This is a genomic window from Microcystis sp. LE18-22.4A (assembly GCF_027531105.1).
In the GTDB taxonomy this organism is placed as follows: Bacteria; Cyanobacteriota; Cyanobacteriia; order Cyanobacteriales; family Microcystaceae; genus Microcystis; species Microcystis aeruginosa.
In genome coordinates this window covers 19,203-34,393 of the sequence record NZ_JAPZRB010000132.1, presented here as the reverse complement: position 1 = coordinate 34,393, position 15,191 = coordinate 19,203, and the positions used below count along the sequence as shown (strand labels likewise).

Genomic DNA, 15,191 nt, shown 5'->3' with positions numbered 1-15,191 from the left:
TTGTTGACTCTTGGGAGCCAAAAGAGTTTCAGTCTGGTGTCTTAGGACAGCTTCACACAGTCAAAACCTAATAGCATAACCAGTCTAAGCGTGGGGTGAACGTAAAGCTTGACCTAAACGAGTTAAGCCTTGGGAACAGTCAAAACGATCGAGATGTACTTCAATAAATGATAGGCGATCGATGTTACCCTGGGCAATCGATAAAGCCTTTTCTAATTCCCCTTCTGTCCTGACTTGACAACTCCAACTTTCCCCGTTAAATACTGCTGGTAATTGGTGATATTTCCACGGTTGTAGATCATTATAAATATTATCCTGAATTACCCGCTCGATCGTGTAACCGTCGTTATTAATTAAAAAGATAATTGGATTGAGATGGTGACGGATAATTGTCGAAAGTTCTTGGGCGGTCATTTGAAAAGCACCATCACCCACAAAGACGATAGGACGAGTATTTGGTGCGGCAAAAGCTACTCCTAAACAGGCGGGAATTGAATAACCAATGGATAGATAAAATGCTTGACCGATAAAGTCGGTTTTTTGGGGCATTAATAAATCAATTGTGGCAATAATTGCGTCCCCTGTATCAGAAATAACAAAAGATTCTTGAGCGATAAAATGATTCATTCGCTCATAAAAACGAGCATTAGTTAATTTTTGCTCTGCCACGGCGATGAATTCTAAATTCTTCAATTCGGCCGCAGGTTTAATCTCTAGTGTAGCCGCTTCTTTGTGACTTAGTTTATCAATTAAACCCTCGATAAAATCCCCTAGGAATACTGGTTGATAGAAGTGATGTTTAATCTTGATCTTCTCGGAATTGGCATTAATCAAATTATTGGGATTTAAATTAGCCGTAAATCCCCCTAAATTCATATCGGACATAATCGCCCCTAAACAGAGGACACAATCGGCATTTTCTACCCGTTGACTAACGTATTCGCGACTTAATGCCCCCACATAAGTGCCGATAAATTGCGGCTGCATTTCCGAAATTGACGACTTACCTAAAATAGTGGTGGCTAAGGGATAACCCGTTACTTCTAAAAGTTTCAGCAACTTATCCTGGAGTTTAAACCGATGGAATTCTACCCCTGCTAAAATAATTGGCTTTTCCGCTTTTTCTAATAAAAAAGCCGCTTCTTCAATGGCTTCTTCTAAAGCGGCAGCATCCGTGAGATTATCGGTTAAATAAATTGGCTTTTCTGAGGGGATACAGGGACGATAGACTAGATCCCGGGGAATTTCGATATACACGGGACGTTTGTGATGCAAACAAGCGGCTAAAGTTTGATCGATTTGACTGGCTGCTTGGGCAGAATTAGTGAGAATAACCGAGGCAACCGTGACTTTTTCCATGATGGACAATTGCAGATTATAATCGCCCGTGGTGTGGTGTAATAATAAATTATCCCGGCGAATCGAGCGATCGGAAGCCCCACTAATTACCACCAGGGGAACTCTTTCAGCGTAAGCACCGACCACAGCATTAACCAGGCTAAATCCCCCGACTCCGTAGGTGACACAGACAGCACCCATCCCTTTGACTCGCGCGTAGGCATCGGCGGCATAACCCGCGTTAAGCTCATTACAGGTACAAACTAATTCGATCGGACTTTCCACCAAAACATCCATCAAATCGAGGACATAATCCCCCGGCACCCCGAAAACATGATTAACCCCTAAATTATGGAGACGCTGGCATAAATATTCGCCGATCGTGATCATAGCAATTTTTTCCCCTGTGTTGGCACTTTCACGCCGATCATAACGATTTTTTCAAAAAATAGGCTCATGCCCAGTAATAAACTGGAAAGTAAAAATCAGGAAATCTTGATTATATCTAGGCGATGGTGATCAATGCTATAGTATAAAGTCTGGGGTTTTTTCTTGGGTGTAAAAAAATGCGGCACTTTTTCAGGTATAATTTTTACAGGAGATTCCCTAAAACTTTCGACTTAAATAAGGCTGACTGTTAATGATTTTTACTGAATTAGTTTTGCAAAATTTCGGTCCATACGCCGGTCGTCAAGTGATTAATTTACGTCCCGAAAAAGACAACAATACCTGTCCGATTATCCTTTTGGGAGGCATGAATGGCGGCGGTAAAACTACTTTAATGGATGCGATTCGTTTGGCTTTGTACGGTGCGCGGGCAAAGTGTTCTACTCGCAATAATTTAAGTTATGCCGAGTTTCTCAGTCAAGCAGTTAATAATCAAGCTTCCCTCATCGATCAAGCTAGAATTGAACTGGCTTTTGAACATCTAGTTAATGAACAATGGCGACAATATCGTATCGTTAGATACTGGACAAAACAGCCCAAAGATGGTAGGGATACCCTCGGTATTTTAGATGAAGATTGGCCCGATCCCGCCTTAGCTAATACTTGGGATGAATATATTGAAACTTTATTACCTTTGGGTATTTCTAACCTCTTTTTATTTGATGGGGAACAGGTAAAAGAATTGGCAGAACAGGATGTACCTCCTGACAGCGTTAAGGATTCGATGCAGACTTTATTAGGGTTAGAATTAGCGGAAAGATTAGCCGTTGATCTCGATATCTTAGCTAGTCGCAAGCGCCGGTTATTAGCAGCAGAAAATGAACTGGCAACTATTGAAGCTATTGAGAAAAAATTAGCTCAGTACCAAGAAGATTTAGAATTGGCTAGACAAGAGATGGAAACTCAACAAAAAAATTTAGATTTGGTTAGAAATGATTTTGATGCAGTCTCGGATAAATTTCGCATTGATGGCGGAAAAATTGCCGCCGAAAGAAGTCAATTAGAGAGCAGAAAAAAGGATTTAGATAAAAAGTTAGATAAACAGAGAGAATATTTAGGTCAATTGGCGGGGGAATTTTTACCATTAAAGTTAATTTTTCCTCTCCTAGAAGCGGCTAAAATTCAGGGAGAAAAAGAGCTAAAATTTCAATCGTCTCAAGTCGCTCAATCGGTTTTAGAATCCAGAGATAAAAAGTTACTTGCTTATTTAGAACAACTGAATTTAACTTTAGAACAATTAGAGAATATTAGAGAATTTTTACAGCAAGAAAATCAGTTTTTAGCTGAGGATAGCGATTCTTTGATTACTCCTTACTTAGATTTAGACGAGGAGGCGATCGAGTTATTAAATCGAGTCTTAACCCATCAACTACCGGCACAAATTAACCTCGCTCATCAAGCAATAGAACAATTAAGAAATCTGGAAGCTGACTTAGATAATTTAGAGCGAGAATTAGCAGTAGCAGCCTCTCCCGAAGAATACGAAACCCTGAGTAATAACTTAAAAACCGCTCAGAAAAAGTATCTAAATGCTCAAGCGGAATACGAGCAAAGCCACAAAAATTATGAGGAAATCAAAAAGAAAATTGAGAAAACTAAAAAAGAATTATTTGCCTATAGTGAGAAAGCTTTAGAATCGCAAAGTAACGAACATATCGTCAATGCTATTGTCAAAGCACAGCAAACTTTAAAAGTATTTAAAGAACGCTTAACTTTAAAAAAATTAAATAGATTAGAGGGAGAAGTGGCGGAATGTTTTCGTTATTTATTGCATAAGTCCGATCTGGTGCAGAAAATAGCGATCGATGCTGATACTTTTGGTCTATCTCTCTTTGGTCCCGATGGACAAAATGTGCCTAAACACCGTCTTTCTGCCGGAGAAAAACAACTATTAGCGATCGCTTTTTTGTGGGGATTAGCGCGAGTCTCCGGACGAGATTTACCCATCGCTATCGATACACCCCTCGGACGTTTAGATTCTTCCCATCGCCATAATTTAGTTGAACGTTATTTTCCCGCCGCTTCCTCTCAAGTCATCCTCCTTTCTACCGATACAGAAATTGGACAAAATGAGCTACTCTTATTAGAAGAACAGGAAGTAATCGCCAGAAAATACCTGCTAGAATATAATTCCAAACAACGTCAAACTACTATTCACCCTGACCGCTACTTTTGGTAAGATTATGACCGAGATAAATTGCCACGAAATCCTCACCCGATTAACTTGAGACATTGAATCAGCTAGGGTGCATCTCACATTTGCAGAAATGCCGACTATCAGCAATTATCAGTGACTCTTAAATCATGACAAATGTATCAGCAGCAGCCTGTAAGCATCCCACCGAAAAGCTAATGCGCGCGGAGTTTGGGTAGGGTTGATTCATGAATCAACCCTACCATGAATCAACCCTAGGGATTTGGGGGGTTCTACCCCCCAAAGGCTTGGATTGAGTGATAAAATCGGAAGTAATGCCCGATTTTAGCCGAGAGTGTCCCCGTAAAAATCCTAACTTGGTAAGTACCTAAGCAAAATTAATTACACATATCTAACCACCTCTTGCCTCTTGTCTCTTGCCTCTTGCCTATCTTCACTAGGAAATTAATTTTGCACGACTACTTACTGTTTACTGATCACTGAAAAAAAGCTCCCTACTTCCCACTATCCTATTAAACAGGATTGAGAATGACTAACTATTTTATCATCAGTCAGAGCGAGGTAAAATTATAGATTATGGAATCACCTATCGAACGTTTTCGACTATCTCAAACCGCCAAAGATAGCCTAATAAAATTAAAACGCTACACCAAAATTGACCAATGGAATATCCTCTGTCGTTGGGCTTTTTGTCGTTCCCTTGCCGAACCGAGTCTCCCCTCTCCCGTTCCCATTCCTGCCGATAGCAATGTAGAATTATCTTGGAAAGTATTCGGGGGAGAAATGGCCGATATTTTCTTAATTGCCCTCAAACAACGTTGTCATCAAGACGGATTAGGAACCGATAAAGAAACTCTAACTCAACAATTTCGCTTACATTTACATCGCGGGATCGGTTATCTTGCTGGGGATACCAAGCTAAAAAAAATCGATAATTTAATCGAATTAGAGAGAGAAAGTCTCAGAGAATCTTAATCAAGAATGATCTGTTTTCAGGGGGAGCGCATCTCAAACGCTATTGACAATTGGCCAATTTTGTGATGGTATAGCAGTTTTCCTCAGGATGAGGCATGGGCAAGGGGCTTAAGCCCCTTGTTGGCAAAACTTGTCGATACCTCAGTAACGTGAAAAGCGCTATATTTAAAAGAGGGCGGCTATCGGGGGATGAGAAAAAATGGAAAATTTAATCGAGGAAGCACTAAGCCATCGAGCGATTAATCATCCGTATTTACTGGCTTTAGAAAAAGGAGAATTTCAACATATTGACGAAGTTCTGACAGACTTTGCCAGTCAATACGGAGCTTATAGTGACTGGTTTTCCCGTTATTTAACAGCAGTAATATCAAAGCTAGAAAATCCCACTCATCGAAATCACCTGCTGAAGAACTTAGCTGAAGAAAACGGACATCTACACCATGAAGATCTCGAAGCAATCCGTAAATTAGGTATTAAGGACGAGTGGGTACAGGAAATTCCTCACCCACAGTTATTCAAGCGTTTTCAAGAAGCGATGGGAGTAGATAGCACGCAAACGCCTTGTGTTGAAGTGGAAATCTGGCGTGAATCATTCTTATCGCTGCTCCAGAATGGAAGTTCACTCCAAGCTATTGGAGCGATAGGTTTAGGGACTGAATCTGTTGTTAAATTTATCTACAAACACATTATTGAAGCGATCAAAAAACATACATCATTATCCTTGCAGCAATATGTATTTTTTCCTTTACATACAGAAGTGGAGGATGAACACAGCTTAACTTTAGTTGAGATTGCTAAAGAATTAGCCAGTGAAAGCGAACAGGCTGTTCTGGAATTACGGAAAGGAATGTTAAAAGCCTTAAATCTACGTGCTGCTTACTGGGACAATATGTATGAACGTGCGTTGGCACTAGATAAATCTTTGACCTCATCAGACCAACTCAAGATTGTTACGCTTTTCACTAAAATGATTAAAGGCAAAAAGCTGTCTGATCAGGAACAGGAACTTTTATTGCATCAAATCAATGACGTGCGTATTGGATTGACGGAAGACTTATCTACTGTTCCAATGGAAAAACTACTACCCGGATTGAGTTCACTTTTGCTATACGGGATGCAAAGGGAAAAGCACAAGGAAGAAGTTCTGAACCTGTTAAATTGGCTTGAAAATCCATCTGATGAATGCCAATGCTCTCAAACAATATTAAGGCTTGCTTCACAACTTTACCATGATTTTCAAACAGTGCGACTGGGAGCATTGACCGAAAAAATTAATGAACAAAAAAGCTTGACTCATGTGCAAGAAGGTAAAGAGCTTATTTCAACAATCAGCGCCAGCAACTTAGAAGCCTTATACAACAATAAGGTTGATAAACTCAATATTGACTTTAACGTATTTCGCCTACCATTTGATCTAGAAGTTTTAGATCCACGCCTAGTTATAGTCAAGCCAGGAAAAGCGAATGAAATGCACAGACACGCACATGAAACCGTATTTGTATTTCTTCAGGGTCAAGGAAAAGTTATTGTTGATCAATACGAAAACGAGGTCGAACCGGGTACTTTTGCTGTTATTCCCCGTTGGTGTGTGCATCAATCTGTGAACTTAGGAGAAGAAGAGCTAATTTTTCTGGCGATAGCTGATTTTGGATTAACTGGTAAAAGTTTTATGGGTAATTACTTACACAGTGCTAGACTAAAACAAAATTAGTGCAAATTTTATCACGTTAGATAGGTATGAAAGCAACACAAGAAACCAAAAAACTTTACGACGAAAGCGCAGGAGACTGGAAACGAGTAGAACCGATTTTGCTTTCTGATTACTCCGCACGTCCCTTTGTCATTGATTTATGTGAACCGATTGTCAACAAGAATATATTAGATCTAGGCTGTGGGGAAGGTTATGTAGGAAGAGAGTTAATTAACCGAGGCGCTCAATATGTTCATGGGATTGATATTTCATCGCAAATGATCGAGCAGGCCTTGATTCAAAAAAACGAGCATCAGATTACTAATGCTTCCTATGAAGCTGGTGATATTCGTGATTTTGCGGTCACTGAGTCCGAACAATACGATTTAGTTCTGGCTATGTTTCTGTTCAACTACTTAAATGTTTCAGAAACTATTAGCACGCTGCAGAAAGCCTACCAACTTTTGAAATTCGGTGGCTATTTCCTGTTCGCCGTCCCCCATCCCTCTTTACCTTTTCTGAAAAAAGATAAGTTTCCCTTTTATTTTAAACCGAAAGCTGGCTATTTTTCTGGACGCAATCAATTATTCCCCGGTGAGATTTGGCGCCGAGATAGAAAAGCCGTCGCCGTGCAATGTGTTCATAAAACTATGGAAGATTACTTCACATCTCTTCGTTTAGCAGCCTTCACAAAAATGCCAGAAGTTTATGAACTAAAAATTAATCAGGAACATTTAGAACTAGACCCAGAATTTTTTACTCCGCTCATTGACCTTCCCCTTCACGTTGCCTTCAAGATTCAAAAATGATTATACCGATTTCTGATCCTAATATTTCATTACTGACTTGGAAAAAATTGCCTGATCCTTCTCAACTATTTTTTCATGTACCAGAATCATTAGTCTCAGATTTACTAAAAAGAAGCAATCACAAATGGCTTGAAAAACCCAACGAAATAGGACAGGAAACAGTCAATAAAAATCTTGATTTTTTCCTACCATTTCTTGAGAAATTGCTCCAGGAACCAGGAATAATTATTTTCCGATTAGAACCGGAATTAACAGAAACGGAAATGCGGTTAATTTATGCTTTTATTTCTCGCATTTTTGGACTGCTAAACCACCGCTATGGCTATTTTTTTGATGTAATCGATCGAGGAATGGATTACACTAAAAAAGCTATACCCGTTTCGATGACGAATACAGAAACTGGCTATCATACCGATAGTACAGCCAAAAACTACTTCCCTGATATTGTTGGCTTACTGTGTCTTGCTGCCGCGGATGAGGGAGGAGATTCCCTGGTAGTAAACGCCGCCAATTTGTATCAATATTTCTGGCAACACCATACAGACCTAGTTCCCTATCTTTACGAACCTTTGGCGCGCGATGTGATTACACCTGGAGAGATTAATTCTCAAGAAGCTATTCAAAAGAATAATTTCCCCTTATTCTCAGCCGATTCTCAGGGTCTGGTTTTTCGTTATATGCGGTACTGGATTGAAGTCGCTTACTCAAAACTGGAAATAGCGCAACCGGAAGCTATCACAAAAACACTCGACATCATCGACGACTTTTTTTCAAAACCAGAAAATACAGTCCGCTTCAAAATGGAAAAAGGTGATGTATTTTACGTTAATAATCGCTTTTTATGCCACAATAGAACCGCTTTTAAAAATTCAGGAAAACCTCGACAGATGGTGCGTAGTTGGATTAACCTTTAAACAAAATACGTCCAGGCGAGAAAGTGAACCGGTGAAGGTACAGAGTACTATGACCTCAACCTTGTTGTCACCCCTTCAGGGGTTCAAACTCACCTTAAAAAACTTTCGGTCGGCCTAAAGTAGTGATATAGATAACTGCTTCATCGGAGGGAATTCCTAACACTTCATTAACTTGATCATCGAAAAAACCACCGATACCACTAACCCCTAACCCCAGATGAATAGCCGCTAAATTTAATCTCTGTCCCAAATGACCCGCATCTGCATGAAGATAACGATAAACTCGATCGCCATATTTAGCCACTGCTTTTGACAGATCCGCCGTATGAAAAACCACAGCAGCCGCATCTCGTCCCAAATCCTGACCTAAACAGAGATAATGTAACTCTTGCCGGAAATTTTTAAAGCGAATTTGCCGCAATTCTTGGGCTTTGGGAGCATAATAATAACAGCCTTCCTCTAATCCAGTTACTGCCGAAACAGCGATAAAAGTTTCCAATAAATCCAGAGCAAAATAATCGGGATTGGGGTCGAGATTTTGGCTGGCATAATCTTGGGGTTGATAGGTGAAATGCAGCAGCGCTCGCAATTCGTCTAAACTGAGACTAGCACCACTATAAGCGCGGGTAGATCTGCGTTTAAGAATCGTACTTTCCAGATCGATTAAATCTTCCCCCCAATTGACGGGACGGGATGTCACGGAAACTTTTAGACAAAAAGGAAAATTATATTTATCTTCCCAATTAGAGGGGGTAACAGTTGCTTCTATCTTCTCATCTGTAGCTATGATAGTGGCTCGGTGTAGGGAGTTTAATAATTCTCCCTCGGGAATTTCGGGATAAAGAGTCGTGGTTGCCGAAGGGAGTGCCGTGGTACTAGGGGGGAGATTTTGCCGGATATTGAGCAGATCTGCCAAAGGAATCACCGTCATGACACTTTCTTTCTCGGAATCGAGATAAAGCAATTCATTCATCTGGATATCGTTAAAACCACCGATTAAATGGGCGCGATAGTCATTAATCGAGGCTGATAGCTCAATATTGCCTAATAAATGCCCTGTATCGAGGAAAATACGCCGATAAGCTCGATCTTCGTAGCGCCAAGCGGACCGATAAAAAATGGCACTGGTAACTACAGCGATATCGGTATTTTCTAAAACAGGATTCCAGAAACAAGCAGATTGTAGGTTGGTCCAGACATCACTTTCCCAGAATAAAAGCAGCGAGTGACTTTGACCTTGGTAACTGTAGAGACCGGCGGGTAAAAATTCCGTGCCACGGGAGATCAGATAGACCTCGGCGGGGTATAATCCACCAGCAGAGGGTGCGGAACGTAGGTACAAGGGACTCCCCATAGTGGCGATTTTGGCAGTTAACCCATAGCTACAGCCCAAAATTCGCGATATACGTCGCCAAAAGTCTCCTTTTTGGGGAACCATTTGACGGGAGAGGTAGGGTTTGAGATCGAACGTCTGACCGATTTTGTATTCTTTGAAGGGATGGGGTTGTTGACTCCAATCAAGACCTTTACTTTTTGAGGCGATCGTCTGGGGGTCGTATTTGGTCCGCTCGTGGTAGTATTGGGCGATCGAGATTGGCTGATCTGGCATGATAAAGATGGGCTGTCTAAGCTTTACTTTTTAGTTTGACATACTCCCACCCCTAGAAAACGGGTTTCTTTCAGAAACCCGTTTTCTAAATACTCCCCTCTCCCACCCCCCCTGCTCTACGATGTCGGGTAGGGTTGATTCATGAATCAACCCTACCCTTGATAAGGGGGGTGGGGGGTTGGGGGTGAGGGTAATTAACCATATCTGCCATTACTTTAGAAAAATAGTATAACTGCTATAATTATCCCATGGCGGCTCAACCAAGAACAATTCGACGTTATGTTACCAGTAACGGCAAAGTTCCCTTTGCCCAATGGCTCGATTCTTTGCGGGATATTAAGGCTAAAACTAAAATTGCTCAACGCCTAAACCGGGTTAATTTAGGTAACTTAGGGGATTATAAATCAGCTTTGAGCAGGAGTTTATGAACTACGAATAGACTATGGTTCTGGTTATCGCGTTTACTTTGGACAAATCGGAACAACAATTATCTTACTCCTGTGTGGAGGAGATAAAAAAACGCAAGCTAAAGACATTGAAATAGCCCAAAAATATTGGCAAGACTATAGGAGCCGAGAAAATGCCAGTCAGTGATAGTTATCATGATTCCCTGATCGAATCTCTTAAAGATTCCCATTATGCAGCAGTTTATTTGGAAACTCATCTCGAGGGAGATGAATATGAATTTGAATCAGAATTACTCAGACTCGCGTTCAATCACGTCCTAGAAGCCCTTGGCCCTCAAAATCTAACACCAGAACAAATCAAAATTCAGGCGAAGCAATTGGAAGAACTAATGCAAAAACCTGCACCTGAAGCCATGAATCAACTAACCTCTTGGCTTCAAGCTTTAGGATTGAAATTAACGATAACGGTCGCTTCAAAAATGCCAGAAATAAATCATGAAAATGACGCTGTTAGTTCAATCAAGATTACAGTGTAGTTTGTAGTTTGTAGTTTGGTTTTTTTGATGACAAATTGATAGCCGCTTAACGCACCCTACACAGAAAACGGGTTTCTTTCAGAAACCCGTTTTCTAAAATAAAATTATGACTACACCTATCTTCACCATTCCCCAATCTGACCCTCCCCTTTCCCCTCGGCAATCCTTGCCGACGATGTATGATTTACCTAGTGACAATCCACTGGAACCCGGTTTGCCTGACGAATTTCACCTATTACAACCTCAGTTATTACTACTGACTTTCCAGCCTCCCAACTGGGAACCAGATCTAGTTTTTAGCGCTGCTGACCTCAACCTTTACTACAATGTCAGACACCCTCAATGGTACAAGCGTCCCGATTGGTTTGGGGTGGTTGGTGTTCCTCGCCTCTATGATGGCCATGACCTGCGCTTAAGCTATGTGATTTGGCAGGAAGGGGTTTCTCCGACGATTGTGGTGGAATTATTGTCTCCAGGTACGGAAAATCAAGATTTAGGCGAAGAACTACGCCAACCCGGGGAACCTCCAACTAAGTGGACAGTTTATGAACAGATTCTGCGGATTCCCTACTATGTGGTTTTCAGTCGCTATACTAACCAACTTCAAGCGTTTGAACTGGTAGGCGGTCGTTACCAACCCGTAGCTTTAGTGGAGGGACGCTTACCGATTCCTCAACTGGAATTGAGCTTGGGTTTGTGGCAAGGTTCCTATCGGGGGATTGAGCGGCTATGGTTGCGCTGGTTGACGCTGGAAGGAGAGTTAATTCCCCTTGCCGATGAGGAGTTAATTGCGGCTAAACAAGAGGCTTCTGCGGCTAAACAAGAGGCTTCTGCGGCTAAACAACGAGCAGAACAACTAGCGGCACGATTGCGGGAATTAGGGATAGATCCTGAAAGCTGAAGGCTCGAAAACCCCTCAAAAAAGAGAGAGGAAACCCGCGCCTCCTCTCTCTGGGACATTATTTTCTCGCTTTGCGGACAGTACTCCCTAGCATTAAACCCCCTAGTGTGATACAACCAAGAACACTCGTAGGTTCGGGGATACCCACAGCAGCAGAAGCGACGGTCAACAAATGCCGAGAGATTTTTTGAGATTATTCATACATTGAATAATTTGCTCTACGAATAAAGTTAAGTAGTCGTGCAAAATTAATTTCCTAGTGAAGATAGGCAAGAGGCAAGAGGCAAGAGGCAAGAGGCAAGAGGTGGTTAGATATGTGTAATTAATTTTGCTTAGGTACTTAGGGGTTGCTGAATAATGGTAAAACCCTTTTAAAATAAGGCTTTTGACCTGTTAAAATCCGATGTTCATGCTGCGAAAATCGGATTGAGACCTTCAAAAACCTTGCATTATCCTTATTATAGTACATAAGTTGGTACAAAAAGAGAGGGCAACAAAGCCTGAAACTCCCGACGACCGGCTACTGACGACCGGCTACTGACTCCTAACCCCACCAACAAACTTTTTGCCGCCAACCCTACTTATGTGTAGATTTTAGAAGCAATTTGATTGAATTCAACATAAAACTAGAGGATTTTAATCTATCATTACTATTGATAATTTTATATGTAGCCCACCCTACTGGACTTCAACGTCTGTCAAAGTTGGAAATTGATGGATACAATTTAGTTAATTTGATCCGAGCATCGACCGTAATAAAATCTATGGAATTTATCGCTGTTTTACTGGGAGTTTTCGGTTTAGGCACAGGTGCGGGTTTATTAGTCATCCGTAACTATTACCATATCTGTCAACCGAGCGAAGTCTTAATTTTTGCTGGTAGTCGTCGTCCCACGGCCACGGGCAAAACCATCGGTTATCGTTTGGTAAAAGGGGGCAGCAGTATTCGTTTACCTATGCTAGAACAAGTGTATCGAATGGACTTGACCAACATGATCATCGATCTCAGGGTGGTTAATGCCTATTCTAAGGGCGGTGTGCCGTTGATCGTCACTGGGGTGGCGAATATTAAAATTGCCGGGGAAGAACCGATTATTTATAATGCGATCGAGCGTTTATTGGGCAAGAAACGCAAGGAAATTGAACAATTGGCTAAAGAAACCCTAGAGGGCAATTTGCGCGGTGTCTTGGCCAATTTAACCCCAGAACAAGCGAACTCCGATCAGATCGCTTTTGCCAAAAGTCTCTTGGAAGAAGCGGAACAGGATCTGGAAAAATTGGGTTTAGTTTTGGATAGTTTGCAGATCCAGAATATCTCCGATGAGGTGCGTTATCTCGATTCGATCGGACGGAAGCAAAAAGCCGAATTACAGAGAGATGCCCGGATAGCAGAAGCAAAAGCCCGAAAAACATCGATTATCAAGGATTCCGAGAATCTACGCCTAACCGCTTTGCGTCGTATCCAAAAAGATTTAGAAATAGCCAAAGCTGACGCAGAAAAACGGGTGCGCGACACTCAAACTAAGCGCGGCGCCATGATTGCCGAGGTAGAATCGGTGGTTATGTCCGATTTAGCTAAAGTACAGGCCGAAGTGGCGGTACAAAACGCCCGAATTAAGCAGGTGAAACAGCAATTACAAGCAGATGTGATCGCCCCTGCGGCCGCGGAATGTCAACAAGCGATCGCAAAAGCCCGGGGGGAAGCGGCCAAAATTATCGAACAGGGGAAAGCGCAAGCGGAAGGAACCAAAAAACTGGCGGCATCTTGGCAAGGAGCGGGAAATAACGCTAAAAACATCTTTTTATACCAAAAATTGGAGTTATTGCTGAAATTAATGGTCGCTAGTGTCCCAGAAGTGCAGGTGCAAACGGTGACGGTAGTGGACGGAGGTGATGGTAATCTTGTCCCGAAAATGACTGCCTTTGCTGAACAATTGCGTCAAGCTACCGGGGTGGATCTGGTACAAATGGCTAATCGCCTAGCACAAACCGAGCCATCTGTCAAGGGTAAAGACACAAATTTTGATTTTAAACAATTGCCCTCTTGAATCAGTTATCAGGAGTCAGGAGTCAGGAGTCAGGAGACAGGAGACAGGAGACAGGAGACAGGAGATAGGAGATAGGAGATAGGAGATAGGAGATAGGAGATAGGAGATAGGAGACAGGAGACAGGAGACAGGAGATAGGAGACAGGAGACAGGAGATTATTTTTATTTATTCTCCCCACACCCCACACCCCACACCCCACACCCCACACCCCACACCCCACACCCCACACCCCATCACCCCATCACCCCATCACCCCATCACCCCATCTCCCCCATCACCCCACACCCCACACCCCACACCCCACACCCCACACACCTTTAGCTAATAGCTGCAAACCAGAGATTGTCCACTAGAATGTTAATCAAGTTTGGAGACCACCGCCATGGATGACTTAATTAATGCTCCCTCCCCTTCTCCCCAAGACATAGAAATGACGCGGACTCCCCCCTGGGGAACAGTGACGGTATTGGAGGAAGGTCCGCGGTATCGCATCAATCGCATTGTCATTAAACCCGGCCATCAGATGAGTACCCAAATGCACTACCATCGCAGTGAACACTGGATTGTCGTCTCCGGTACAGCGCGGGTAATTTGTGATGAAAAAGAAACTCTCCTCAAACAAAAAGAATCTACATACGTTCCCATGAATACCCGTCATCGGGTGGAAAACCCCGGTTCTATTCCTCTGGTGATGATCGAGGTGCAAAATGGCGAATATTTAGGAGATGATGATATTCACCGTTTTGATGATCGAGAATAGGACAGTTTTCTCCCGTATATACTGTAGTTATTTGCCAAAATCTCGATCGTGGATGAAAAAATTATCCTAGTTACAGGGGCTGCCCGTTCTGGGAAAAGTGAATGGGCCGAATATTTAGCCAAAATCAGCCAAAAACCCGTTATTTATATCGCCACCTCCTCGGTGGATGAAAAAGATCAAGAATGGTGCGATCGCATTGAAAGACACCAGCAGCGACGTTCCCCCCAATGGCAAACCCGAGAAATTCCCCGACAATTAAGCGAAACTATTGATAATAGCCCATTTTCTCACTGTTTATTGATCGATTCCCTCGGTACTTGGGTAGCCAATTGTTTAGAAATGTCGGCAGCTGAATGGTTAGAAATTAGCGATCGATTCTTGTATTCCCTCAAAAACGCGGCGGTTGATGTTATTCTGGTAGCGGAAGAAACCGGTTGGGGTGTGGTTCCCGCTTATCCCCTCGGTCGTCTGTTTCGCGAGCGTTTAGGCGATCTCTGTCGTAGAATTGGCACAATAGCAGACGCGGTTTATCTAGTTACCGGCGGCCATGCTCTTAATTTAAGTCAATTGGGTCAGTCTTTGTCGATAATTGGGCAATAGA

General features: G+C 42.2%; 12 protein-coding genes and 2 pseudogenes. 11 read left to right on the top strand and 3 right to left on the bottom strand.

Annotated elements, in window-relative coordinates:
- Positions 1 to 84: 84 nt before the first annotated feature.
- Entirely contained in the window at positions 85 to 1,728 is a 1,644-nt protein-coding gene (locus O9295_RS05920) for an alpha-keto acid decarboxylase family protein (RefSeq protein WP_288032312.1), read from the bottom strand.
- A gap of 250 nt (positions 1,729 to 1,978) precedes the next feature.
- Between O9295_RS05920 and dndD the strand changes: the two genes are divergently transcribed.
- The 5 genes from dndD to O9295_RS05895 all read left to right on the top strand — a co-directional run bounded on the left by dndD (position 1,979) and on the right by O9295_RS05895 (position 8,328).
- Entirely contained in the window at positions 1,979 to 3,964 is a 1,986-nt protein-coding gene (gene dndD, locus O9295_RS05915) for a DNA sulfur modification protein DndD (RefSeq protein ID WP_288032310.1), read from the top strand.
- Between the two features lie 552 nt (positions 3,965 to 4,516).
- A complete protein-coding gene (dndE, locus tag O9295_RS05910) occupies positions 4,517 to 4,915 on the top strand; it encodes a DNA sulfur modification protein DndE (protein WP_002765973.1) in 399 nt (132 codons plus the stop codon).
- A 199-nt stretch (positions 4,916 to 5,114) separates the two neighbouring features.
- Positions 5,115 to 6,626 carry a cupin domain-containing protein gene (locus O9295_RS05905; RefSeq protein WP_288032309.1) on the top strand — a complete coding sequence of 504 codons (1,512 nt, stop codon included), beginning with the start codon at positions 5,115 to 5,117 and terminating at the stop codon, positions 6,624 to 6,626.
- Between the two features lie 26 nt (positions 6,627 to 6,652).
- Complete coding sequence (locus tag O9295_RS05900) at positions 6,653 to 7,414, top strand: class I SAM-dependent methyltransferase (RefSeq protein ID WP_287692778.1); 762 nt, start codon at positions 6,653 to 6,655, stop codon at positions 7,412 to 7,414.
- A complete protein-coding gene (locus O9295_RS05895; RefSeq protein WP_288032308.1) occupies positions 7,411 to 8,328 on the top strand; it encodes a TauD/TfdA family dioxygenase in 918 nt (305 codons plus the stop codon). Before O9295_RS05900 ends, O9295_RS05895 begins: the two co-directional genes overlap by 4 nt.
- Before the next feature lie 94 nt (positions 8,329 to 8,422).
- Here O9295_RS05895 and O9295_RS05890 read toward each other — a convergent pair whose 3' ends face one another.
- Complete coding sequence (locus O9295_RS05890) at positions 8,423 to 9,937, bottom strand: SagB/ThcOx family dehydrogenase (RefSeq protein WP_288032307.1); 1,515 nt, start codon at positions 9,935 to 9,937, stop codon at positions 8,423 to 8,425.
- Between the two features lie 248 nt (positions 9,938 to 10,185).
- On the opposite strand from O9295_RS05890, the pseudogene O9295_RS27280 reads away from it, so the two are divergent.
- The 3 genes and pseudogenes from O9295_RS27280 to O9295_RS05870 all read left to right on the top strand — a co-directional run bounded on the left by O9295_RS27280 (position 10,186) and on the right by O9295_RS05870 (position 11,781).
- A pseudogene (locus tag O9295_RS27280) lies at positions 10,186 to 10,531 on the top strand (type II toxin-antitoxin system RelE/ParE family toxin).
- Positions 10,518 to 10,880 carry a helix-turn-helix domain-containing transcriptional regulator gene (locus tag O9295_RS05875; RefSeq protein ID WP_012266497.1) on the top strand — a complete coding sequence of 121 codons (363 nt, stop codon included), beginning with the start codon at positions 10,518 to 10,520 and terminating at the stop codon, positions 10,878 to 10,880. The pseudogene O9295_RS27280 and the gene O9295_RS05875 overlap by 14 nt, the downstream one beginning before the upstream one ends.
- A 106-nt stretch (positions 10,881 to 10,986) precedes the next feature.
- The gene (locus tag O9295_RS05870) at positions 10,987 to 11,781 is read left to right on the top strand and encodes a Uma2 family endonuclease (protein ID WP_288032305.1); all 795 of its coding nucleotides are present in this window, start codon (positions 10,987 to 10,989) and stop codon (positions 11,779 to 11,781) included.
- Positions 11,782 to 11,839: 58 nt separating this feature from the next.
- On the opposite strand, the pseudogene O9295_RS05865 reads toward O9295_RS05870, so the two are convergent.
- Positions 11,840 to 11,929: pseudogene (locus O9295_RS05865) on the bottom strand (PEP-CTERM sorting domain-containing protein); the annotation flags it as partial.
- Positions 11,930 to 12,545: 616 nt separating this feature from the next.
- Between O9295_RS05865 and O9295_RS05860 the strand changes: the two are divergent.
- From O9295_RS05860 to cobU, 3 genes are all read left to right on the top strand, one after another.
- A complete protein-coding gene (locus O9295_RS05860; protein WP_288032304.1) occupies positions 12,546 to 13,829 on the top strand; it encodes a flotillin family protein in 1,284 nt (427 codons plus the stop codon).
- Between the two features lie 383 nt (positions 13,830 to 14,212).
- The gene (locus O9295_RS05855) at positions 14,213 to 14,590 is read left to right on the top strand and encodes a phosphomannose isomerase type II C-terminal cupin domain (RefSeq protein WP_287970981.1); all 378 of its coding nucleotides are present in this window, start codon (positions 14,213 to 14,215) and stop codon (positions 14,588 to 14,590) included.
- Between the two features lie 48 nt (positions 14,591 to 14,638).
- Positions 14,639 to 15,190, top strand: coding sequence for a bifunctional adenosylcobinamide kinase/adenosylcobinamide-phosphate guanylyltransferase (gene cobU, locus O9295_RS05850; RefSeq protein WP_288032303.1), 552 nt, complete (start codon positions 14,639 to 14,641; stop codon positions 15,188 to 15,190).
- The last annotated feature ends 1 nt before the right edge of the window (position 15,191 follow it).